Raw genomic sequence first — 22783 nt, 5'->3', positions numbered from 1 at the left:
CAGTATTCTTTTCTTTAGAGTTCCGTAGCATAGAGAAGTAGTATGTTTACTCGTCAAAGGTCAATTAATCGCCGGACTATTCTCGCCAGCATTGCGACTGGCCTGCTGGTTGCCCTTGTCTGTGGCGCCCTACAGTATTCTATTTTTCATCACCGCCGCTCTGCTCAGTTTGATGTCACCATTTCCAGCCTACAAAACTACCTTGATAACTACTTCAGCCAAATTCTGGTCACTATGGACTCTTTGCAGTCATTGACTCTAAATAGCTGTGAAGAAGTCTCATCAGAGCTGACGGCCCGAGCAGCATTCAGCATGAATGTCAGGGCGTTTCTACTGGTGAAAGATCAGGTGGCCTATTGCTCTTCAGCAACCGGCCCGATGGAACTGTCTCTAAAGGATCTGGTGCCAGATCTCGATCTCACTAAAAATCACGTGATGGGAATTCTGCCCGGCACGCCTATGATGCCTACCACGCCAGCCTTTGTGCTATGGGTGAAAAGCCCACTGTTGGAGAATCGCGGGATCTTCGCCTCCATTAACGCCAACCTGATGCCCTGGGTGCTCTATTCGGCTAAACAGAGCCCCTACAACGGGGTGGCGCTGGTTGTTAACGGCAAAACGGCGATTTCAACATTTAGCAATAAACCTCTTCCCCTCAGTGCAATTACCGATACCGCCGTCAGGCACGTCAAGGTTAAAGGCGTCCCGCTGGAAATCTATCTCTACAGCAACACGGCAGGTACCGATAACTCGCTGTATTCCATTTTGCTGGGGCTCGCCTGCGGTTTACTCGGCGGTCTGCTGTGCTTCTATATCCTGACGATTCACTCGCGCCCGGGAAAAGAGATTCTCTCCGCCATCAAGCATCGTCAATTCTACGTCGTGTACCAACCGGTAGTGGATGCAAAGGAGCAGAAAATAGCGGGCGTTGAAGCGTTGATGCGCTGGTCACATCCTACAGCGGGCAATATTCCACCCGATGCCTTTATCAGCTTTGCAGAAGCGCAAAATCTCATCGTTCCCCTTACCCGCCATCTCTTCGAGCTGATTGCTCGCGATGCGGCAACACTGAAAGACCTTCTGCCACCGGGAGCCAAGCTCGGCATCAATATTGCCCCGGGACATCTTATTGCCGAGAGCTTCCAGCAGGATATTCGCCAATTCAACGCGAGCCTACCGGATAACTATTTCCAGCTGGTATTCGAAATCACCGAACGCGACATGCTCAACCAGGAAAAAGCGATGAGCCTATTCACCTGGCTACGCGGTGAAGGGATTGAGGTAGCGATTGATGATTTCGGTACCGGCCATAGCGCGCTTATCTACCTTGAGCGCTTTACGCTTGATTACCTGAAAATAGACCGTGGATTCGTCAACGCCATTGGCCAGGAAACCGTCACCTCTCCGGTACTGGATGCCGTGTTAACCCTCACTCAGCGCCTAAATCTGGTGACCGTCGCCGAAGGGGTTGAAACCGAAGAACAAGCAACCTGGCTGCGCGAGCATGGCGTCGATTTTCTACAGGGTTATCTGATAAGCCGCCCGCTGACCTTGCAGCAACTAACGGCTGAACATCATAAGCCGGCAAAGTATTTCACATGTGAGTAAAGGTCATTTAAGATTCACTGATAAAAGCCTGTTCAATCAATACGTTTAAGCGGGGGTTGCCAAATCTTGATCATAGCGCGTATCTGTTTTGCCCTGCTGATGACGTTAAGCCTGCCTCTGTATGCGCAGGAGATAAAAGAAAGCTATGCATTTGCAGTGATTGGCGAACCAAAGTACGCCGTCAATTTTGATCATTTTGACTATGTGAATCCCGCTGCGCCAAAAGGTGGCAATATCACACTGGCCGCGCTTGGCACCTTTGACAATTTCAACCGTTATGCCCTGCGCGGTAACGCGGCCGTTCGCACGGACTCGCTATACGATGCCCTGTTTACCACCTCCGACGATGAAGCTGGCAGCTACTATCCGCTGGTCGCTGACCGCGCTCGCTATGCCGATGACTATTCGTGGGTGGAGTTAACCATTAATCCTCACGCCCGTTTCCATGACGGCAGTCCTATTCTCGCTAGCGATGTGGCATTCACCTTCAACAAATTCATGACCGAAGGTGTCCCGCAGTTTCGGCTGATTTATAAAGGCACCACCGTCAAAGCCATTACGCCATTAACCCTCCGCATCGAACTGGCTAAACCGGGTAAAGAGGACATGCTGGGGCTGTTTACGCTGCCGATTCTGCCGGAGAAATTCTGGAAGGATCATAAGCTCAGCGACCCACTCAGTACCCCGCCGCTGGCCAGCGGCCCTTATCGCATCAGCGACTGGAAAATGGGTCAGTACATCATCTACTCGCGGGTAAAAGATTACTGGGCCGCCAATTTACCCGTTAACCGTGGGCGCTGGAACTTCGATTCGCTACGCTACGACTATTACCTCGATGATAACGTTGCTTTCGAAGCCTTTAAGGCAGGTGCATTTGACGTACGTACCGAAAGCAGTGCCAAAAACTGGGCTACCCGCTATATAGGCAAAAACTTTGCTAACGGTTATATCGTCAAAGATGAGCAAAAAAATAACGCCGCACAGGATACGCGCTGGCTGGCATTTAATATTCAGCGTCCGGTCTTTTCCGACCGCCGGGTGCGCCAGGCCGTCAGCATGGCGTTTGATTTTGAGTGGATGAACAAGGCGCTGTTTTACAACGCCTACAGCCGCGCCAGCAGCTATTTCCAGAATACGGAATACGCAGCCCGTGATTATCCAAAGGCCGACGAACTGACGCTGCTAGCGCCATTGAAAAATGAAGTGCCGCCAGAAGTCTTCACCGCAATCTATCAGCCGCCCACATCTAATGGCGACGGCTTTGATCGTGAGAATCTGCTAAACGCAGGGAAACTGCTTACCGAGGCGGGGTGGGTGTTAAAAGGTCAGCAGAGGGTTAATCAGCAAACCGGACAGCCGCTGCGCTTTGAGCTGCTGCTACCTTCTGGTGGCAACGACCAGTGGGTAATGCCGTTCCAACACAACTTACAGCGTCTTGGCATCACGATGGACGTTCGCCAGGTGGATATCTCGCAGATTACCAACCGCCTGCGCAAACGTGATTACGACATGATGCCAAGCCTATGGCGAGCCGCGCCCTGGCCCAGCGCCGATTTGCAGATTTCGTGGTCCTCGGAATACATTAATTCTACCTATAACGCGCCCGGCGTCGCCAGCCCGGCCATCGATAGCCTGATCAATCAGATAATCCGTTGGCAGGGAAATCAGCAGAAACTCATTCCTCTGGGTCGCGCGCTGGATCGCGTACTCACCTGGAACTATTACATGCTGCCAATGTGGTTCATGTCCGGCAGCCGAATTGCCCATTGGGACAAATTTTCATACCCCGCTATTCACCCGCTTTACAGCTCAGGTCCCGACGCGCCCGGCTTTGACACCTGGTGGTATGACGTAAACAAAGCGGCAAAGCTGCCCGCATCCCGACGTTAAGGAGAGTTTATGGGTGCCTATCTCATTCGCCGCTTGCTGCTGATAATCCCGACCCTGTGGGCGATCATCACCCTCAATTTCTTTATCGTGCAGATAGCTCCCGGCGGACCGGTCGATCAGGCCATTGCCGCTGTGGAATTTGGCCATCAGGGCACCTTACCCGGTGGCGGTGGAAACATGGGCGGCGGGCAGTCACGCGTCGGCGTCAGCAACATCGCCGAAAGCCAATACCGCGGTGGTCGAGGGCTGGATCCGGAGGTGATCGCCGAGATCACCCAGCGCTACGGCTTTGACAAACCGTTGCACGAGCGTTATTTCAAAATGCTCGGCGACTATTTGCGCTTTGATTTTGGCAACAGCCTGTTTCGCAATGCTTCGGTCATGCAATTGATGAAAGAGAGCCTGCCGGTTTCGGTGTCGCTCGGCGTCTGGAGCACGTTAATTATCTATCTGGTCTCCATACCCCTTGGGATTCGCAAGGCGGTGTACAACGGTAGCCGCTTCGATATCTGGACCAGTACCGGTATTATTATCGGCTACGCGATACCGGCGTTCTTATTCGCTATCGTGCTGATTGTCGTGTTCGCTGGCGGCAGCTACTACGATATTTTCCCGCTACGCGGGCTGACATCCGCCAACTTTGATTCCCTTCCCTGGTATCTGAAAATAACCGATTATCTCTGGCACATCACGCTGCCGGTACTGGCGACGGTCATTGGCGGGTTTGCCGCACTCACCATGCTGACCAAAAACTCATTTCTCGACGAAATTCGTAAACAATACGTGGTCACCGCGCGAGCAAAAGGGGTCAGTGAACGGCAGATTCTGTGGAAACACATTTTCCGCAACGCCATGCTGCTGGTGATTGCCGGGTTCCCGGCGACGTTCATCAGCATGTTTTTTACCGGTTCATTGCTGATTGAAGTGATGTTTTCCCTGAACGGGCTAGGGCTGCTGGGCTATGAGGCCACCGTCTCACGCGATTATCCAGTGATGTTTGGCACGCTTTACATCTTCACGCTCATCGGACTGCTGATGAATATTGTCAGCGACATCTGCTATACGCTAGTGGATCCGCGCATTGATTTTGAGGGCCGCTAATATGACGCTGAGTGCCGTTAACCAGGCGCGCTGGGCGCGCTTTCGCCACAACCGCCGCGGCTATTGGTCTTTGTGGATTTTCGCCGTCATTTTTATCTGTAGCCTGTGCGCCGAATTCATTGCCAATGACCGCCCGCTGCTGGTCAGCTATCAGGGCAGTCTGTACGCGCCGGTGCTAAAAAACTACAGCGAGAAAACCTTCGGCGGTGAATTCGCCACTACCGCTGACTATCAAGATCCCTGGCTGCAGCAGCGCCTCGAGAACAACGGCTGGGTGGTGTGGGCGCCGATTCGCTTTGGTGCCAGCAGCATTAATTACAGCACGGATATCCCCTTCCCTTCCCCACCATCCAGACAAAATTGGCTCGGTACCGATGCTAACGGCCGGGACGTCATGGCACGTATTCTCTACGGCACCCGAATTTCATTGCTATTTGGCCTGATTTTTACCCTTTTCGCGAGCGTGATGGGCGTGGTGGTGGGTGCAGTTCAGGGTTATTACGGCGGCCGTATTGACCTGTGGGGCCAGCGTTTTATTGAAGTGTGGTCGGGCATGCCGACGCTATTTTTGATTATTCTGCTCTCGAGCGTAGTGCAGCCTAACTTCTGGTGGCTGCTGGCGATTACCGTACTGTTCGGCTGGATGTCGCTGGTCAGCGTCGTGCGCGCTGAATTTCTGCGCACCCGTAATTTTGACTATATCCGCGCCGCACAGGCGCTGGGTGTCGGCGACCGCAGCATTATTCTGCGCCATATGCTGCCAAACGCCATGGTGGCAACGCTCACCTTCATTCCGTTTATTCTGTGCAGCTCGATAACCACCCTGACCTCGCTGGATTTTCTCGGCTTCGGCCTGCCGCTCGGTTCGCCGTCGTTGGGAGAACTGCTGCTACAGGGTAAAAACAATCTCCAGGCACCGTGGCTGGGGATTGCCGGTTTTCTCTGCGTGGCCATTCTGCTGTCACTGCTGATTTTTATCGGCGAAGCGGTGCGTGACGCTTTCGACCCTTCTAAGGCGGTATAAGATGCAGCCACCACTTCTGGAAATCGATAACCTCTCCATTGCCTTCCGTCAGCAGGGCGTCACCACGACGGTGGTTGAATCGCTGTCACTGTCGGTCAATGCGGGGGAAACGCTGGCGCTGGTTGGGGAATCCGGCTCCGGCAAGAGCGTATCGGCGCTGTCCATCCTCCGCCTGCTGCCGGAGCCGCCGGCTTGTTATCCAACAGGCGACATCCGCTTTCACGGCGAGTCTCTTCTGCATGCCAATGAACAGACGCTACGCGGCGTGCGCGGAAACCGTATTGCAATGATTTTTCAAGAACCGATGGTGTCGCTAAACCCACTGCATAATCTGGAAAAACAGCTCTACGAAGTCTTATCGCTGCACCGGGGAATGCGTAAAGAGGCCGCGCGCGGAGAGATCCTCGACTGCCTTGACCGGGTGGGGATCCGCAATGCGGCAAAACGGCTGGCTGACTTCCCCCATCAGCTTTCCGGCGGTGAACGCCAGCGCGTGATGATCGCCATGGCGCTGTTAACGCGCCCGGAACTGCTCATTGCCGATGAGCCCACGACCGCGCTGGATGTATCGGTACAGGCACAAATTCTGCAGCTTTTACGCGAACTGCGCGTTGAGCTGAACATGGGCATGCTGTTTATCACCCACAATCTCAGCATAGTGCGCAAACTGGCCGATCGAGTGGCAGTCATGCAACATGGCCGCTGCGTGGAACACAATACCGCGGCGGCGCTGTTTGCTCTGCCCGAGCACCCCTATACCCGTAAACTGCTCGACAGCGAACCCGCAGGTGAGCCTATTCCGCTACCGCCAAGTTCAACGCCGCTGCTGGAGGTGGCACAACTCAGCGTGGCTTTTCCTATCCGCAAAGGCATTCTGCGACGGGTCGTTGATGATAATCAGGTCGTCAAAGCAGTGAGCTTTACCCTACGGGCGGGAGAAACGTTAGGGCTGGTTGGCGAATCCGGTTCCGGTAAGAGCACAACCGGTTTGGCACTTTTGCGGCTTATTGCTTCACAGGGTGAAATTTGCTTTAACGGCGAGATGTTGCAGGGCCGCACGCGCAAGCAGATGCTGCCGCTGCGCCACCAGATTCAGGTGGTATTTCAGGATCCCAATTCATCGTTGAATCCACGTCTGACGGCATTACAGATTATTGAAGAAGGGTTACGCGTGCACCACCCCGCGCTCTCAGCAAGCGAACGTGAACAGCAGGTGATTCAGGTCATGCAGGAAGTGGGATTAGATCCCGAAACCCGCCAGCGCTACCCTGCGGCTTTCTCCGGCGGACAGCGCCAGCGTATTGCCATCGCCCGTGCGCTCATTCTTAAACCGCGTCTGATTGTTCTGGATGAACCCACTTCGTCACTTGACCGTACGGTACAGGCGCAGATTCTGGCGTTGCTCAAAGCATTACAGGAAAAACATCAGCTGGCCTATATCTTTATCAGCCACGACTTACAGGTGATTCGTTCGCTGTGCCATCAGGTGATTGTTCTACGGCAGGGAGAGGTCGTCGAGCAAGGTGAATGTCGGCGCATTTTTGCCGCACCGCAACAGGAGTATACGCGTCAGCTCATTGCATTGAGCTGACGATTAAAACGGATTATTGCCGGAAAAAGGCTCGGCAATCGCCACGCCAAAATTTTTCAGCCGACAGGTTGCGGCAAATTCGTCCTGGCGTTTAACAAACAAGCACGGCTCCCCTTCACACTCGAGGACCGAGCTATCGACAGAAATATCGCTTAACGCCTGGCTTAGCGAGTGCATGACCGGCCACGCTTTATCGCCGTCCGGGCTTAATAATTTAAGCGCCACCAGCGTGTTGTCATTTGACGTACCGTTTTGCGGAATCGGTTCAACTTTCGAACCTGCAAAACCCGCAGACCAGCGATAGTCCTGCGGCAGTCGATGTACAATTGAGAGCTGAAATGTCATTACGTTCTTTCCCCGGAAGCAAAGTGCTTCACAATTATTTCACATCCATATTAACACATTGTTGACAAATCGTCCTGCATCCAGAAAAAAAACGCCAGCATTCAACATTCTTCCTACGACATAGTTCGGTGCACTGATGCGTTTTCGCGCTATATGTACCCGTTTCTGTGATCTAACACAACCTTTTTATCTACAACAATGTGACTTTTTACATAAGTGGATTTTACATAAAAGAAACATTACACCCTATCAGAAATACAATTTCTGTTGATGTTTATCAAAAAAGGGGCGTATTTCGCCCCTGGAGTGAAGGGTTACTGCGCGGTTTTTCGAGGACGGCTGGCGTAGCGGTAGAAGAGAATGGAGCCGGTGGCGCAAAGCGCGATGGAAATCAACATTGGCCAGGCGGTGGTAAAAGTCGCCATGGAAAGCAGAGCACCGACAATCGCGCCGATACCAAAGCGGAATGTGCCCGCCAGTGACGACGCGGTCCCGGCCATATGCGGAAACTCATCCAGGATGACCGCCATCGCATTGGAGGAGACCATCGACACGCAGCCGATAAATACTGCAATCCCCAGCACCAGAGACCAGAAGCCGACGTCCAGCAGTGCGCATACCACCATCCACACCGCCATTAAAAACTGAATGGTCAGCCCGGCGCGGAACATCCACAGCGCACCCATCCGGCGTACAAAGCGGCTATTGATGGTCGTCATGATAAACAGGAAGACGATATTCAGCGCGAAGTAATAGCCAAAGTGCTGCGGCGAAACGTGGTTCAACTCGATGTAAACAAACGGCCCTGCGCTTAAGAACGAAAACATGGCCGCAAAGCTAAAACCGCTGGCGAGCATATAAGAGAGCACGCGTTTATGGCGGAACAACGAAGCAAAGTTACCCAGCGTCGTGCGCAGATGGAACGGCTGGCGCTTCTCAACGGCCAGAGTCTCATCAATAAAGAAGTAGACCATGGCCGCCGCCAGCAGCGCCGCCACCGCCAGGATCCAGAATATCGCGTGCCAGCTAAACCACACCAGTACCGCCCCACCGACGATAGGCGCAACCAACGGTGCAATGGTGGTCACCAGCATCACGAATGACATCATTCGTGAGAACTCTTCTTTCGGGTAGATATCACGCATCAAGGCATTGATCACCACGCTTGCTGCCGCAGCCGCCAGGCCGTGGAAGAAACGGGTCACAATCAGATGATCGATGGTGGGCGCCAGCGCGCAGGCCGCTGCAGCGGCCGCGAAGATCAGCGTACCGCCGAGAATAACCGGCTTACGCCCAAGGCTATCCGCCATCGGGCCATACAGCAGCTGTCCCACCGCAAACCCAAGAATATAGGTGCTGAGGGTCATCTGTGCACTGCCTGCCGGCACGCCGAACTGCGCCGAAATGACCGGTAGTGCCGGAAGGTACATATCGATCGACAGCGGCATTAACATGGCCAAAAGGCCAAGAATAAAGACAATACTTAACGACGAGCGCGGCCTGGACGTCACAATCTACCTCTGTGGTTTGTTAGCGCTCTGGCGCGCCAACGCTGGCAATTTCTTCTTCGGTTAACGGGCGGTATTCACCCGGTTCCATGTCAGGATCGAGCGCAATCGCACCAATACGTTCGCGGTGCAGGCCAATCACGCGGTTGCCCACGGCAGCAAACATGCGTTTCACCTGATGATAGCGCCCTTCGGTAATGGTTAGACGCACTTCCGTCGGGGTGATCACTTCCATGACCGCCGGTTTGGTCAGCTCTTTCTCATTATGCAGCTGAACGCCTTTGGTGAATTGTTCCGCAGTATCGTCGCTAACCGGATTCTCCAGCGTCACTAGATAGGTTTTCTCGCAATGATGGCGCGGCGAGGTGATACGGTGCGACCACTGACCGTCATCGGTCATCAGTACCAGCCCAGTGGTGTCAATATCTAACCGCCCTGCAGCATGCAGCTTGTACGCCACGGGCTCATCGAGGAAATACAGCACCGTCGGATGATCCGGATCGTCGGTTGAGCAGACATAGCCCTGAGGTTTGTTCAGCATAAAATAGCGCGGGCCATTTTGCTGGGTCAGCGAGTTGCCTTCGTAAGCAATCTCGTGTTCAGGAAGCAGTTTAAATGCCGTATCGCGCACCACTTCGCCATCGATGGTCACGTGATTGCCGCGGATCTGACGCCCGGCAATAGCACGGCTGACGCCGAGTTGCTGAGCGATAAACTTATCAAGTCGCATGAAGTATTTTTAGCCTGTAATAGTGCCGGGTGTCGGACTCAACGTCCGAAAAAAGGGGTAGTAACAATCGGTAAGTATAACGGGCTTGTCATGCCACTCAAGTGAAAAGATTCATGGCATACTATTTGGCAGTTAAGGACAATCATCACGCTAATGACATTTACACTACGCCCCTATCAGCAAGAAGCGGTCGACGCGACCCTCACCTATTTTCGCCGCCATACGCAGCCGGCGGTCATCGTCCTGCCCACCGGCGCGGGCAAGAGCCTGGTTATCGCCGAACTGGCGCGACTGGCGCGCGGCCGCGTGCTGGTTTTGGCGCACGTGAAAGAGCTGGTTGCACAAAACCATGCCAAATACCTCGCGTTGGGTCTTGAGGCCGATATCTACGCCGCCGGTCTGAAACGCAAAGAGAGCCACGGCAAAGTGGTGTTTGGCAGTGTGCAGTCGGTTGCCCGTAATCTGGACCATTTTCAAGGTGAGTTTTCGCTGCTGATTGTCGATGAGTGTCATCGTATCAGCGACGACGATGACAGCCAGTATCAGCAAATCCTCACTCACCTCAGCAAAGTGAATCCTCACATTCGCCTATTGGGGCTCACGGCCACGCCGTTCCGCTTGGGTAAAGGGTGGATATATCAGTTCCACTATCACGGCATGGTACGCGGCGATGAAAAAGCGCTATTCCGCGATTGTATTTACGAACTGCCGCTACGCTATATGATCAAACACGGCTATCTCACGCCCCCGGAGCGGCTGGATATGCCGGTGGTGCAGTACGACTTTAGCCGCCTGCAGGCCAACAGCAACGGGCTGTTTAGCGAAGCGGACCTCAACCGCGAGCTAAAACAGCAGCAGCGGATTACGCCGCATATCATCAGCCAGATTATTGAGTTTGCCCAGGACCGCAAAGGGGTGATGATTTTTGCCGCCACCGTCGAGCACGCCCGTGAAATTACCGGCCTGTTGCCCGCCAACGATGCGGCGCTGATAACCGGTGAAACCCCCGGCCCGCAGCGCGATGAGCTGATTGAAGCGTTCAAACAGCAACAGTTCCGCTATCTGGTGAACGTTTCCGTCCTGACCACCGGTTTTGATGCCCCGCACGTTGATTTGATTGCCATCCTGCGCCCGACCGAGTCCATCAGCTTGTATCAACAAATTGTTGGCCGTGGCCTGCGCCTGGCACCGGGAAAAACCGACTGCTTAATTCTCGACTACGCTGGCAACCCTCACGATCTCTACACGCCGGAAGTTGGTTCGCCAAAAGGTAAAAGCGATAACGTACCGGTGCAGGTTTTTTGCCCCAGCTGCGGGTTTGCCAACACGTTCTGGGGCAAAACCACCGCCGACGGCACACTCATTGAACACTTTGGCCGACGCTGTCAGGGCTGGCTGGAGGATGACGAAGGCCATCGCGAGCAATGCGACTACCGTTTTCGTTTTAAAAACTGCCCGCAGTGTAACGCCGAGAATGATATTGCCGCCCGCCGCTGCCGCGAGTGCGACACGGTACTGGTAGACCCCGACGATATGCTAAAAGCGGCGTTAAAACTCAAAGATGCGCTGGTGCTACGCTGCAGTGGTATGACGTTGCAGGACGGAATGGACGATAAAGGCGGCTGGTTGAAAATCACCTATTACGATGAAGATGGTGCCGACGTCAGTGAGCGCTTCCGTCTGCATACACCCGCGCAGAGAATGGCCTTCGAGCAGCTATTCCTTCGCCCACACACCCGCACGCCGGGCGTACCTCTGCGCTGGATTACGCCTGCGGACATCATCGCCCAGCAGATGCTGCTGCGCGCCCCGGATTTTGTCGTCGCCCGGCAAAAAGACAGATACTGGCAGGTGCGCGAAAAAGTGTTCGATTATCAGGGGCGCTTTCGCCGCGCCGGCGAGCTGCGCTAGCCGCCGGACTGTTTCACCCACAGCAGATTGTCTGTTGCAAAACCGAGGCCACGAGCGATATTCAGGTAATTCTGCCGCACCTGTGGTGGCAGCGTTGGCGTGCGCGACAGGATCCACAAATAGTCGCGATTCGGCCCGCTCACCAGCGCGTACTGATAGTCATCGTCCAGCGCAATCACGTTGTAACCGCCATAAAACGGCCCGAAGAAGGAGACTTTGAGCGCTGCGGTGGTGGATTCACCGGTGAAATAGGCCTTGCCTTCACTCTCTTTCCAGACCCCTTTTTGTGGGTCGAAACCTCGATTAAGTACCGAAATACCGCCATCCAGCCGCTTGCCGTAGGTGGCAGTCACCTGTTCCAGTCCACGTTCGAAGCGATTATCCAGGCGCGCAATTTCATACCACTTGCCCAGATAGCGGCTGGCATCAAAATGGCTTATCGGCGTAACGCCGCCTGGCGGCGTCGGCGAACGGCATGCCACCAGTGCGAGTGAGACCGCGACACCGGTTAAAATGGGCCAAAGTTTCATGCAACCTCCTTTGCGAACAATGAGTTCGTTAAGTGTAGAGGATAAAAAACTGACGCGGGCAGAAACGGAAGAATCTATGCTTTAGAGATGACGCACGGTTAAGGAGATGGAATAATGAACAGTAAACCGACTTTGGGAATTAGCGGTTGCCTGACCGGCGCGGCGGTTCGCTTCGATGGTGGCCACAAGCGAATGAGCTTCATCATGGATGAACTCGCCGAATGGGTCACCTTCAAACCGGTCTGTCCGGAAATGGCGATAGGCCTACCCACGCCTCGTCCGGCGCTGCGGCTCGTGAATATGCCCGGCGGAGAGACTCGCTTACGCTTTAGTCTGTCGCTTGATAAAGACGTGACTGAACAGATGCAGCATTTCGCCGACGGCTATCTCCCCGCCGCCGCCGATTTTGCCGGCTTCGTGGTCTGCGCCAAATCCCCGAGCTGCGGTATGGAGCGCGTGCGGCTGTATGATGAACAAGGGAATCGAGGAGCTAAAGAGGGCGTTGGTTTATTTACCGCGGCGCTGCGCCAGCGCTACCCGTGGTTACCGATTGAAGAAGACGGAAGGCTTCACGACCCCATTCTGCGCGAGAACTTTGTGGCGCGCGTTTTTGCGCTACATGAACTCAATGCGCTGCGTCAGGACGGCCTGAGCCGCGGGGCGCTACTGGCCTTTCACAGTCGCTATAAGCTGCATCTGTTGGCGCACAGCCAACCGGGATATCGCAAAATAGGTCCCTTTATTGCCCGCATTCATGAATGGGATGATTTGGAGGCCTTTTTTGTCGCCTATCGGGAAAAGCTGATGGCCATTTTGCAGCAGCCCGCTTCGCGGAAAAACCACACCAACGTACTGATGCACATTCAGGGCTATTTTCGCGAGCAGCTTAATGTGCGCCAGCGCGCCGAGCTCCGCGATGTGATTGTGAACTACCATGCGGGACGCCTGCCGATTCTCGCTCCGCTGACGCTGTTACAGCATTATCTGGCCGAGCATCCTGACGATTACCTGTTGACGCAAAAGTATTTCGCGCCTTATCCCGACAGTTTGCGTCTACGCTTAACGGCGAATTGATCTGCTTTTCTCACACCACACCGCTACCACAGCACTTGCTGGGCGGTTTCCCCTGCCCGGCAATTCGATGTTTTCATTGCCCGATAAGGAATTGGAGGCTATAATGCCGCCCGCTTTCACATCCGTGAAGCAGATCAATTGCCTGCTGCTGGGTCGCCTGTAGCAGGATTTATATAGAGAGCTATCAATGTTTACTATCAATGCAGAAGTACGTAAAGAGCAGGGTAAGGGTGCGAGCCGCCGCCTGCGCGCAGCTAACAAGTTCCCAGCTATCATTTATGGTGGCGAAGCAGCTCCAGTTGCTATCGAACTGGATCACGACAAGCTGTGGAACCTCCAGAACAACGCTGAATTCTACAGCGAAGTTCTGACCATCGTTGTTGATGGTAAAGAAGAAAAAGTTAAAGCTCAGGCTGTACAGCGTCACCCGTTCAAGCCAAAGCTGGCTCACATCGACTTCGTTCGCGCTTAATCGCAAACCAGTCAACGTGACAGAAGAACGGCTCCTTTCGGAGCCGTTTTTTTTTACTTCATTGCCGCCTGTCGCACCACGACTTCCTTCCCTGCCGCCGAGATTTTCTCATTATTAGCACTATCAAACAGCGTAATCCCGCTGACCTGCGCAAAATTCCACGCGTTATCCGTATTCACATACATGACATGCGTAAACTGGCTATCGTGCAAAAAGGTGATTTTGCTCGCCTGTACGTTGCGGAACGTCACGTTACTGAACACCAGGTTTTGATGGTAGGCATCACGCGGATAGGTGATTCCGTACGCCGTCATCATCTCTTTCACCGTCATCCCATCCACTAAAATACTTTTCTTCGCTGCCGTGCCGTCTACGGTCACATTCTGCACAGTGACATCACGGAACTGCGCCGGTTCAGCCGCTGGCGTGGTGTCGTTAACGTCAGCACTGTATTTAATGGTGAAGATAAACGGCTCTTTGGCCAGGTCTTTCATCGCATTATTGCGGAATACCACGTCACGTGCGCCGCCGCCGTAGTAAGGGCGACTTTTCATGCGCAGACCGATGTCGGTCAGGTACATCACGTTATCTTCAGCGATAATCTTTTCAATCCATGCACCGGTATGGCTGCCGGTCACCACCGCACCGTGCCCTTTGCGGAAATAGTTATTGAAGATCCACGCACCGCTTTGCGCTTTTTGGGCAAAAGTTTCCACGCCTTTGCCATAGCCTGCGGCAAAGTTCATACCGTCATCGCCAGTGTCAAAGAAGTTATTGAATATCAGGCTATTCTGACTGTTACCTAGCTCAATACCGTCGGCATTGTTACCATCAAAGGTTTTATGCACCAACGCGTTCAAGGCAATGTTTTCCGACTCCAACACCATTATGCCGTGGAATGCCGGGTTGAGGATTGTCAGCCCCTCAATATAGAGATTGCTCACACCGCGCAGCGTCATCAGGCTGGAACGGCGATTTTTATAAGCGCTGTCGCGGTCCATGCCTTCCGCAACGGCCCCTTCGGTCTGATTTTTTGCCAGAATACCGTCATCGCCAACCTTTTTGGCGTTGCTGGCGCGGTATTGTGGCAGTGAGTTACCAAGCTCATCGACAATCGACTCGCTTCCCCCTGGCTTCACGCCACGCGTCCAGCCATTGCCATCGATAGTACCTTTACCGACGATGCGAATATTGCGGAACGTTCCGGCGTGCGAATTGCCGTTGTCATCGGCTTCCAGGACGTTGATAAGCGACGGTGGCCGCTTCGGCAGCGGGTTATCGGTATAAGGATAGAGATAATAACCTTTAATCAGCGGATACTGGGCGGGATCGTCAGATCCGAGCAGCGTCGCCCCTTCCGCGATCTCCAGCGTCATATCGCTATGCAGAAACAGTGCACCTGTTTTAAATACCCCGCCCTGCACGCTGACCTTGCAACCCTGCGGATAGCGAGCAACCGTACAGCTATCAATCGCCTGCTGCAGCGCCTCGGTATCAAGTGTTTTGCCATCACCCACGGCACCCGCGGTTTTCACATCCACCACGTGGGGCGCTTTGGTGGTATGCAGCGTTACCGGTGCGCTATCAATGGACTCGCTGCCATCCGAATAGACCGCCCGGACGGTAAATTGATATTCGCTATCGGCTTTCAGTCCGTCGACGGTAAAGGTGCGCAAATCGACTCTTTGCTGCCAGCTATCGCTATCCAGCGTCTGATAGAAATTGTCGATATAGGGCTTGGCGGGAGAAAAGCTGTCCTGATTGTCCCGCGCGCTGCCGAGTAATTTCTCACCACGGTAGATATGGTAATCCACCACTTTATCGGCCTCCACCAGCGGTTTTTCCCATACCAGAACCGCGCTATCCTCATCGGCAGACAGCACGGGCGACTGGAGGTTTTGCGGTGCGGCCGAGGCTTTTCGCTGAGCGGCAGCGCTATCATCACAGCCGACGGCAGCGGTAAGCATCACGGCCATTGCCAACACCCATCGGGAAGGCCTGAAAGTACTGTGCATATCCTATTTTTCCTCTGCGTTATCCGCGGCAGCCTGCAAACAACCGCGTCCCTAAGCCTCGCCCAAAACTGAGGCTTCCCTTTTCATAAATCAAAATAATGATTCATTTAAAATAAAATGTATTTTTATTTATTTGCTTAAGGAATAACTGAGAGTCAGGTCAATATTTGACCCGTAGAGAAAACAGTCAATATCAGAAGTGAGAAGGCGGTCACCCAAAACAGGCAATAATACGGATAGACAAAGCCCGCACATGATGGCGCGGGCTTAGAAGATAGGTGCTTAGCTTTTACCGGAAGTCCGGCGCTGCAGCTGGTCGCGCAGGTTTGGCGGCGTACCTTTGATGGTTAAGGTATCGGTGGCCGGATCCCAATAGATTCGCTCACCCAGCAGCATGGCATCGAAGTTAATCGTCAACCCGCCGCCGCTACCGGCGAATTTCGTCAGCTGGCGCAGCGTACTGCGATCGGCCGGGAAGCTCTCTTCCAGCTCGTAGCCTTTATCAGCGGTAAACTCGCTGAAACTCACTTCACTCACGCCGGAAAGTTCTTTCGACAGCGACTCCAGCTCAATTTCTTCCCCGGCCTGCAGCTGCTCGTTGCAGTAGGTGTAAACCTGCTGGCGCACGTTCTGGCGTTCGTTTTTATCAAGTTGCGCTTCGGCGGCGAAATCGTCAACCGCCTGCAGAAGACCACGGTTTTGTACCTTGGCATTCAACCCTTCGCTGGCACCGAGGAAATCCATGAAGAAATCCGCCACTTTGCGTCCAACGCGCCCTTTCAGGAAAGTCAGATAACGGGTGGACTCTGGATTGGTTTCCCATTCGGTCAGATCAATACGCGCCACGATATCCGCATGGTTGATGTCCAGATAGTGAGTCGCGCTGATATCCAACTGTTCGTTCACACGCATGCTATTCAGGTTGTTCAGTACCGCGACCAGCAGATACTCAACGGCCAGATAGCGATAGTGGCAAAACAGAACGATACCACCGTCAGCAAACGGGTATTTCGCCAGTTCATCGCGCAGACGTCCGGTGGCCGCACGGCTGAACGCGAGGAAATCTTCTTCGCCCTGACGCTGCAACTTCAGCGCCTGCGCCAATTCACTCTCTTCGGTAAACAGGCCATACGCCTTGTTTTTTGCGCTATACACCCGATGCAGCTCAGCCATCATTTCTTCAACCGGCGCGGTGGGCTCCAGCAGTGAATCCCGCAGCACAACGTCCAGGTTTTGCTCGTCGCGTTTGACGAGCTGATGCAAAGCAATCTGGTCGATATCCAGACTCATGTTAAACTCTCCTTTAAGATCGGGTGTATTCAACCACCCCCGATGCAACAGTGCAACTCGCACATTACCGCAGTCGTGGCAGCATAATGGCGAAAGGATAACGCGTTACGCTGAAAAAAAGCGGAAAAAATGCTGCTGCTACGGTAATATACTGCCCTTTAATGAACGGACCGATTTCGATTTATGCCACAACAATCCCGCTATAGTGATGAACACGTCGAAAAGCTGCTGAGCGAGCTCGCCAACGTACTGGAAGAACATAAGACCCCGACCGATCTGTCGTTGATGGTGCTGGGTAATATGGTGACCAATCTGATTAACAGCAGCGTAGCGCCGGCTCAACGCCAGGCTATCGCGCGTTCTTTCGCCCAGGCGCTGCAGTCTTCTATTAACAGCGATCCTGCGCACTAAGGGTACAAGCAACAGTTTATGGTGACACATCGTCAGCCTTATCGAGAAAAAGTCTCCCAGATGGTTAGCTGGGGGCACTGGTTCGCCCTGTTCAACATGCTGTTGGCCATGGTGCTCGGTAGTCGCTATCTTTTTGTCGCCGACTGGCCGACGACGCTGGCTGGACGGGTATATTCCTACATCAGCCTTGTCGGGCATTTCAGCTTTCTGGTGTTCTCCGCCTATCTGCTGATCCTGTTCCCACTGACCTTTGTCGTCATGTCCCAGCGCCTGATGCGCTTCCTGTCTGCGATTTTCGCGACGGCCGGCATGACGCTGCTGTTAATCGACAGCGAGGTCTTTACCCGTTTCCACCTGCACCTCAATCCGGTGGTGTGGGAACTGGTGATAAACCCTGACCAAAATGAAACGGCGCGCGACTGGCAGTTGATGTTTATCAGCGTGCCGGTGATTTTGCTCGTGGAGATGCTCTTTGCCACCTGGAGTTGGCAAAAGCTGCGCAGCCTGACGCGACGTCGCCACTACGCGCGGCCTGTCGCCTGGTTCTTTTTCGCCTCCTTCGTCGCCTCGCACGTCATGTACATCTGGGCGGATGCCAATTTCTATCGTCCAGTGACCATGCAGCGCGCTAACCTGCCGCTTTCCTATCCGATGACGGCGCGCCGCTTCCTGGAAAAACATGGCCTGCTTGATGCGCAGGAGTATCAGCGTCGCCTGATTGAACAAGGCGATCCTGAAGCCGTTACCGTCCAGTATCCGCTTAGCGATCTGCGCTATCGCGATCTCGGTGCCGGGAAGAATGTGCTGCTGATTACCGTCGATGGTCTGAACTACTCACGCTACGAACAGCAGATGCCGTCACTGGCAAACTTTGCCAAAGACAACGTCAATTTCACCCAGCATATGAGCGCAGGTAACTCCGCGGACAACGGCATCTTTGGCCTGTTCTACGGCATATCCCCTGGCTATATGGATGGCGTGCTCGCAGCACGTATACCCGCGGCACTCATTAGCGCACTCAATCAACAGGGCTATCAGCTGGGGCTGTTCTCCTCTGATGGATTTACCAGCCCGATTTATCGCCAGGCGCTGCTGTCCGATTTCTCATTACCGCCGAGCAAATCGCAAAACGATACCCAGACCGCCAGCCAGTGGATTAATTGGTTGGATAATAACGCGCAGGATGAAAACCGCTGGTTCTCCTGGGTTTCATTTAACGGCACGACCGTCGACAATACCGAGCTTAGCGATCGCCAGTACAGCACTGCGGCCGCAGCGGTGGATGTGCAGATTGGCCGCGTGCTGGATGCGCTGCGTGAATCAGGCAAACTGAACGATACGGTGGTGGTGATTACTGCAGGCCACGGCGTTGCGCTGAACAGCCAAAACAGTCATTTCGACTGGTCGCGTGCGCGGCTGCAGGTTCCACTGGTGATTCATTGGCCTGGGACGCCAGCACAGCGTATCGATACGCTGACCGATCATAAAGACATTATGACCACGCTGATGCAGCGTCTGCTCCACGTCAGCACGCCAGCAAACGAGTACTCGCAGGGTCAGGATCTGTTTAGTGCGACTCGTCGTCACGACTGGGTCACCGCAGCGGATAACAGTACGCTGGCCATTACGACACCAACCATTACCGTCGTTCTCGACCACAACGGCCACTACAAAACGTGGACCGCATCGGGTGAGAAGGAACACGAACCAAAAGCGCAGTTGAGTTTACTGCTGCAGGTGCTGACAGAAGAAAAACGCTTTATCGCTAACTGATTGATTAATTGTGAATCAGTCGACGGTTGCCCTCTTGCAATCAGCAATAAAAGCGGTACTATTTTATTCATGCATCGGCACGTAGCGCAGCCTGGTAGCGCATCGTCATGGGGTGGCGAGGGTCGAGAGTTCGAATCTCTCCGTGCCGACCAACAGTAAAAAGAACCAGCCTACCCAGGTTGGTTTTTTTATGTCCGGGTTCCGTGTAAAAGTGGCTGCGCCTTATCATAGCTCGCTCAATTGACGAAGCGCCGCGCAATGCTTTGTTATGGATATGGAATAGTAAAGGTCAAGGTGAGAGACCATAATCTAACCATCCTTCGACATAACGGCCTTCCGAGCGGTTTGTTGATGTGCCAATCGCAGGTGCTTATCTTTGGCTCTGCCTGAGCTGTTCTACCGCCAGTTCGAGTTCCGCAATATCCTGACTGGAGAGTAACGGCTGTAATGAGAGGATTTCATCTTCACTCAGCGCATAGAGATTGAGTGCTTCTATTCGTTTGATGTCTGATTCAGCAAAACGATACTTAATAAATTTCGCTGGATTGCCGCCATACACCGCATAGGGTGGGATATCTTTAGTGACAACCGCGCCTGCTGCAATAACAGCACCTTCGCCTATTGTCACGCCCGGCATTATCATGGCACGCATACCAATCCAGCACCCGTCTTTCAGCACAGTGTTACCGCGTTCCTGGTAACATTCTTCTATTGATTCAGCAAAGGGGTAAAGACTAATCCAATCCATCCGATGGGTATGATTCCCCCCCATCAGGATAACAACCTCAGCAGCAATGCAGACAAAATTACCGATAAACAATTGATCCACGGGCCCTAATGGCGGCCACGTTTGGCTCGCTGGACTACCGTGCAAATACCGGACGACTGAGCGCTCAAAACCATTATCCCAACAGTCACTGTAGTAGCTGCGAGTTCCTTTTATAATAATGTTGGGGTTGGTCACCGTTTGGTGCAAATACTCAACTTCTGTCCAGTGTTTATCATTCATCTCTTTGCACCATTTTGATTCATTGGCATTAATGGTTATAGACGTAGAGAGTAGATCATCCTTCACTTTTCTATCAAGTAGTTAGCATCGTTAATAGACAAATAAATCCTCAACCAACATCACTTTTAGATAATGCTTAGCAAGCTTAGCGTTATCTATTTTTATTAACTTAACAGAAGTGATACCAACAATTAAAAATCTCGTCATATAAATTTACTCATCTCAAATGACATCAAAATTAAAAAGGAGACTTAAAAAGTCTCCTCGGATTTAAAATCATTATCAACTAATAATGATAACCACCACCGCTGCGACCGCCACCAATATGATCCCCACCACCTAATCCATGAGCGCTATGGCTATTAGCAGCATTATTAGAACCATTTCCAGTCCCACTACGACCATGATCACCGTTGTTGGCTCCATGTGCGTTACCCCATGATTCACCAGCAAATGGCGGATGTTGTGTAATAACTTTACTCGGGATATTAACTTGAGGACCCAAAGTAGGATGAGTTACGGGATCTAAATTTGCGATCGGTTGTTGCTGTTGAGCTTTTGCCAAAGCGCTCTCATAAGCCATCTGCGCGTCATACTGGTTGTTAGATGCTACGCGTAGATTGTGAGAGGCCTCTGCCATTGCCTGAGCTTCTGGAGTACCCGCTGTGTTACCATTTCCATAATTGTATTGCGCGCTTTTCATCCCTTTCTCAGCATCGTTATAATTATGTTGAGCAATGGATAACGCCCTATTAGCGTTATCCAGAGCTTTGTTTCCAGTTTTGGCTAATGCCGAAGCTGAAATAACAGAAAATACAATTAAAGAAATAATTGAAAGTTTCATATGAAACGCCATCACCATGAGTTAAATTATTGTATAAATATAAAAATAATAAAATAACCAACAACGGGGGCAAGAATTTATGCCTACACTCATGGAATTACAATAGAAATAATAAAATATATGCAATATTCAAGAACAGGTAATACCACTGACGATGTTTTTCATTACTAATATGATTGGTATTGATATTATTTTTAATTATTTGTTTATCGATTGTTTGCTTGTTACGCGTAACGCGTGGCAAATAAAATTCAATCAAGTGATATAAAAAATGATGGTCGTATAGAATGCAAGCTGATGCTCGTTGAAATGGAAACCGGCGAGAGGATATGCTAATAAAAGATCTCCCCCCTGTGGACGTTGACGAAATGGGTCAGCATTTCACGAGTGATCGTTATCTGGATAAGCAATCGCAAAACTGAGCTATCTGCCAACGACTTGCAAAATGCGCCTGATACTGACTAATCACCGCCGGTTCATCGCGGATGACCAGCACATTCTCCGAATTTGCCACTTCAGCCGATTTCGCAAAGTTAAACGACCCGGTTTCAATCGTCTTACCATCAATAATCATCACTTTATCGTGTTGAAGGTGGTAATGATCGTCGAGTCGTATTTGTATGCCATTGACTCGCGCTAGCGTAATAGCTTTCTGGCTGACCGCGCCTCTATTGCGCCGCTTGTCTATCACCGCTCTCACGTTGACACCACGTATCTCTGCACGCACTAATGCCTCGACAATATCCTTGGCCTGGAATGAGTAGGCCATCATATCAATCGACTGTTTCGCGTGGTTGATTGACTCCAGCACTAATGCGCGGGCTGAGCCTTCCGGCGAAAAACCGACCTGCACCGAAGCATGCGCAACGGAGATAGAGCCGCACATTGCGGCTATAATGAGTAATTGCTTGATCATAATTCACCGAACAGAATGTCCGAGCCCCTCAACCAGTTAATAAAAGTGATAATCGCTACAATCATTCATTAACTCAATATATAGAACTATTCCTAATGCAAAATTCAGTAAAATACGATTACCATTGATGACAGGAATGATATTCTCCTCTTGTTGCATACTGATAAAAAGGATGAACAGTGAAAAACACACATAAACTTGCCGCTTCATTACTCGCCATTGCTTTCGCTTCCAGCACCGCTTGGGCAGCAGAGCAGCCGCTGGAAAAGGTCGCCCCTTATCCGCAAGCGCAGAAAGGCATGAAACGTCAGGTTATTCAGTTGCCAGAACAGAAAGATGAGTCTGCCTACAAGGTGGAGTTATTGGTAGGGCAGAATCTGGAAGTCGACTGTAACCACCATCGTCTGGGTGCCAAACTGGAAAGTAAAACGCTCGAAGGTTGGGGTTATGACTACTACGTGGTTGAGAAAGTCAGCGGTCCAATGTCGACCATGATGGCTTGTCATGACCAGAAAAAAACCAAACAGTTTGTTACCGCTTCCCTGGGAGATGAAGGCATGCTGCGCTATAACAGCAAGCTGCCAATCGTGGTCTATACCCCAGATAACGTAGAAGTGAAGTATCGCGTGTGGGAAGCACAGGAAACCGTGCAGGACGCCGTTGTGCGTTAATCCCTAAAACTCGGGGAGCTTTTCCGGGTTGTAGATACAAAAAAACCGGCCGTTGGCCGGTTTTTTTGTG

General features: G+C 52.4%; 20 protein-coding genes and 1 tRNA gene. 12 read left to right on the top strand and 9 right to left on the bottom strand.

Annotated elements, in window-relative coordinates:
• Positions 1-42 precede the first annotated feature (42 nt).
• The 5 genes from KP80_RS18670 (at position 43) to yejF (ending at position 7214) form a co-directional block, all read left to right on the top strand.
• Positions 43-1608: a cyclic di-GMP phosphodiesterase gene (locus KP80_RS18670; protein WP_052285134.1), complete on the top strand. Its 1566-nt coding sequence runs from the start codon at positions 43-45 to the stop codon at positions 1606-1608.
• A 99-nt stretch (positions 1609-1707) separates the two neighbouring features.
• Positions 1708-3498, top strand: a complete 1791-nt coding sequence (locus KP80_RS18665) for an extracellular solute-binding protein (protein WP_052285286.1) — start codon at positions 1708-1710, stop codon at positions 3496-3498.
• A gap of 9 nt (positions 3499-3507) precedes the next feature.
• Positions 3508-4599 carry a microcin C ABC transporter permease YejB gene (locus tag KP80_RS18660; RefSeq protein ID WP_052285133.1) on the top strand — a complete coding sequence of 364 codons (1092 nt, stop codon included), beginning with the start codon at positions 3508-3510 and terminating at the stop codon, positions 4597-4599.
• 1 nt (position 4600) lies between these two features.
• On the top strand, positions 4601-5623 hold the full coding sequence (locus KP80_RS18655; RefSeq protein WP_052285132.1) for a microcin C ABC transporter permease: 1023 nt from the start codon (positions 4601-4603) through the stop codon (positions 5621-5623).
• A 1-nt stretch (position 5624) separates the two neighbouring features.
• Complete coding sequence (gene yejF / locus KP80_RS18650; protein ID WP_052285131.1) at positions 5625-7214, top strand: microcin C ABC transporter ATP-binding protein YejF; 1590 nt, start codon at positions 5625-5627, stop codon at positions 7212-7214.
• 3 nt (positions 7215-7217) lie between these two features.
• Here yejF and KP80_RS18645 read toward each other — a convergent pair whose 3' ends face one another.
• From KP80_RS18645 to rsuA, 3 genes are all read right to left on the bottom strand, one after another.
• A complete protein-coding gene (locus KP80_RS18645; protein ID WP_052285130.1) occupies positions 7218-7559 on the bottom strand; it encodes a YejG family protein in 342 nt (113 codons plus the stop codon).
• 314 nt (positions 7560-7873) lie between these two features.
• Positions 7874-9070, bottom strand: coding sequence for a Bcr/CflA family multidrug efflux MFS transporter (locus KP80_RS18640; protein ID WP_052285129.1), 1197 nt, complete (start codon positions 9068-9070; stop codon positions 7874-7876).
• Positions 9071-9089: 19 nt separating this feature from the next.
• Positions 9090-9797, bottom strand: a complete 708-nt coding sequence (rsuA, locus tag KP80_RS18635; protein ID WP_052285128.1) for a 16S rRNA pseudouridine(516) synthase RsuA — start codon at positions 9795-9797, stop codon at positions 9090-9092.
• A gap of 153 nt (positions 9798-9950) precedes the next feature.
• Between rsuA and KP80_RS18630 the strand changes: the two genes are divergently transcribed.
• A complete protein-coding gene (locus KP80_RS18630) occupies positions 9951-11708 on the top strand; it encodes a DEAD/DEAH box helicase (RefSeq protein WP_052285127.1) in 1758 nt (585 codons plus the stop codon).
• On the opposite strand, the gene blc is transcribed toward KP80_RS18630, so the two are convergent.
• A complete protein-coding gene (gene blc / locus KP80_RS18625; protein ID WP_052285126.1) occupies positions 11705-12238 on the bottom strand; it encodes an outer membrane lipoprotein Blc in 534 nt (177 codons plus the stop codon). The two genes, KP80_RS18630 and blc, sit on opposite strands and share 4 nt — an antisense overlap.
• Before the next feature lie 114 nt (positions 12239-12352).
• On the opposite strand from blc, the gene KP80_RS18620 reads away from it, so the two are divergent.
• Together KP80_RS18620 and rplY are read left to right on the top strand one after the other, a co-directional pair.
• Positions 12353-13312, top strand: coding sequence for a YbgA family protein (locus tag KP80_RS18620; protein WP_052285125.1), 960 nt, complete (start codon positions 12353-12355; stop codon positions 13310-13312).
• A 187-nt stretch (positions 13313-13499) separates the two neighbouring features.
• The gene (gene rplY / locus KP80_RS18615) at positions 13500-13784 is read left to right on the top strand and encodes a 50S ribosomal protein L25 (protein ID WP_052285124.1); all 285 of its coding nucleotides are present in this window, start codon (positions 13500-13502) and stop codon (positions 13782-13784) included.
• Between the two features lie 53 nt (positions 13785-13837).
• Here the strand turns inward: rplY and KP80_RS18610 are convergent, their stop codons facing one another.
• Positions 13838-15799, bottom strand: coding sequence for a glycosyl hydrolase family 28 protein (locus tag KP80_RS18610; protein ID WP_052285123.1), 1962 nt, complete (start codon positions 15797-15799; stop codon positions 13838-13840).
• A 282-nt stretch (positions 15800-16081) separates the two neighbouring features.
• On the bottom strand, positions 16082-17089 hold the full coding sequence (gene yejK, locus KP80_RS18605; protein ID WP_052285122.1) for a nucleoid-associated protein YejK: 1008 nt from the start codon (positions 17087-17089) through the stop codon (positions 16082-16084).
• 183 nt (positions 17090-17272) lie between these two features.
• Here yejK and KP80_RS18600 point away from each other — a divergent pair, with 183 nt between their 5' ends.
• The 3 genes from KP80_RS18600 (at position 17273) to KP80_RS18590 (ending at position 19425) form a co-directional block, all read left to right on the top strand.
• Complete coding sequence (locus KP80_RS18600; protein ID WP_052285121.1) at positions 17273-17500, top strand: YejL family protein; 228 nt, start codon at positions 17273-17275, stop codon at positions 17498-17500.
• 18 nt (positions 17501-17518) lie between these two features.
• Positions 17519-19273, top strand: coding sequence for an LPS biosynthesis-modulating metalloenzyme YejM (yejM, locus tag KP80_RS18595; protein WP_052285120.1), 1755 nt, complete (start codon positions 17519-17521; stop codon positions 19271-19273).
• Positions 19274-19348: 75 nt separating this feature from the next.
• Positions 19349-19425: transfer RNA gene (locus KP80_RS18590), tRNA-Pro, on the top strand.
• A gap of 218 nt (positions 19426-19643) precedes the next feature.
• Here KP80_RS18590 and KP80_RS18585 read toward each other — a convergent pair.
• The 3 genes from KP80_RS18585 to KP80_RS18575 form a co-directional block, all read right to left on the bottom strand.
• Positions 19644-20282 carry a CatB-related O-acetyltransferase gene (locus KP80_RS18585; protein WP_052285119.1) on the bottom strand — a complete coding sequence of 213 codons (639 nt, stop codon included), beginning with the start codon at positions 20280-20282 and terminating at the stop codon, positions 19644-19646.
• 286 nt (positions 20283-20568) lie between these two features.
• Complete coding sequence (locus KP80_RS18580) at positions 20569-21126, bottom strand: hypothetical protein (RefSeq protein ID WP_052285118.1); 558 nt, start codon at positions 21124-21126, stop codon at positions 20569-20571.
• Positions 21127-21520: 394 nt separating this feature from the next.
• Complete coding sequence (locus tag KP80_RS18575) at positions 21521-22042, bottom strand: phospholipase D family protein (protein WP_052285117.1); 522 nt, start codon at positions 22040-22042, stop codon at positions 21521-21523.
• Between the two features lie 179 nt (positions 22043-22221).
• On the opposite strand from KP80_RS18575, the gene eco reads away from it, so the two are divergent.
• Positions 22222-22713: a serine protease inhibitor ecotin gene (gene eco, locus KP80_RS18570; protein WP_052285116.1), complete on the top strand. Its 492-nt coding sequence runs from the start codon at positions 22222-22224 to the stop codon at positions 22711-22713.
• The last annotated feature ends 70 nt before the right edge of the window (positions 22714-22783 follow it).

The organism is Kluyvera genomosp. 1, from assembly GCF_001266615.1.
Taxonomy (GTDB): domain Bacteria; phylum Pseudomonadota; class Gammaproteobacteria; order Enterobacterales; family Enterobacteriaceae; genus Kluyvera; species Kluyvera cryocrescens_A.
This window is presented reverse-complemented; position numbering and strand designations above follow the sequence as displayed.

Coding starts and splice junctions, on each gene's coding strand:
- yejF (WP_052285131.1), top strand. CDS start 5,625: ATGCAGCCACCACTTCTGGAAATCGATAACCTCTCCATTGCCTTCCGT.
- KP80_RS18575 (WP_052285117.1), bottom strand. CDS start 22,042: ATGATCAAGCAATTACTCATTATAGCCGCAATGTGCGGCTCTATCTCC.
- KP80_RS18670 (WP_052285134.1), top strand. CDS start 43: ATGTTTACTCGTCAAAGGTCAATTAATCGCCGGACTATTCTCGCCAGC.
- KP80_RS18620 (WP_052285125.1), top strand. CDS start 12,353: ATGAACAGTAAACCGACTTTGGGAATTAGCGGTTGCCTGACCGGCGCG.
- KP80_RS18660 (WP_052285133.1), top strand. CDS start 3,508: ATGGGTGCCTATCTCATTCGCCGCTTGCTGCTGATAATCCCGACCCTG.
- KP80_RS18585 (WP_052285119.1), bottom strand. CDS start 20,282: ATGAATGATAAACACTGGACAGAAGTTGAGTATTTGCACCAAACGGTG.
- KP80_RS18630 (WP_052285127.1), top strand. CDS start 9,951: ATGACATTTACACTACGCCCCTATCAGCAAGAAGCGGTCGACGCGACC.
- yejM (WP_052285120.1), top strand. CDS start 17,519: ATGGTGACACATCGTCAGCCTTATCGAGAAAAAGTCTCCCAGATGGTT.
- blc (WP_052285126.1), bottom strand. CDS start 12,238: ATGAAACTTTGGCCCATTTTAACCGGTGTCGCGGTCTCACTCGCACTG.
- yejK (WP_052285122.1), bottom strand. CDS start 17,089: ATGAGTCTGGATATCGACCAGATTGCTTTGCATCAGCTCGTCAAACGC.
- KP80_RS18600 (WP_052285121.1), top strand. CDS start 17,273: ATGCCACAACAATCCCGCTATAGTGATGAACACGTCGAAAAGCTGCTG.
- KP80_RS18645 (WP_052285130.1), bottom strand. CDS start 7,559: ATGACATTTCAGCTCTCAATTGTACATCGACTGCCGCAGGACTATCGC.
- KP80_RS18655 (WP_052285132.1), top strand. CDS start 4,601: ATGACGCTGAGTGCCGTTAACCAGGCGCGCTGGGCGCGCTTTCGCCAC.
- KP80_RS18665 (WP_052285286.1), top strand. CDS start 1,708: ATGACGTTAAGCCTGCCTCTGTATGCGCAGGAGATAAAAGAAAGCTAT.
- rsuA (WP_052285128.1), bottom strand. CDS start 9,797: ATGCGACTTGATAAGTTTATCGCTCAGCAACTCGGCGTCAGCCGTGCT.
- KP80_RS18580 (WP_052285118.1), bottom strand. CDS start 21,126: ATGAAACTTTCAATTATTTCTTTAATTGTATTTTCTGTTATTTCAGCT.
- KP80_RS18610 (WP_052285123.1), bottom strand. CDS start 15,799: ATGCACAGTACTTTCAGGCCTTCCCGATGGGTGTTGGCAATGGCCGTG.
- rplY (WP_052285124.1), top strand. CDS start 13,500: ATGTTTACTATCAATGCAGAAGTACGTAAAGAGCAGGGTAAGGGTGCG.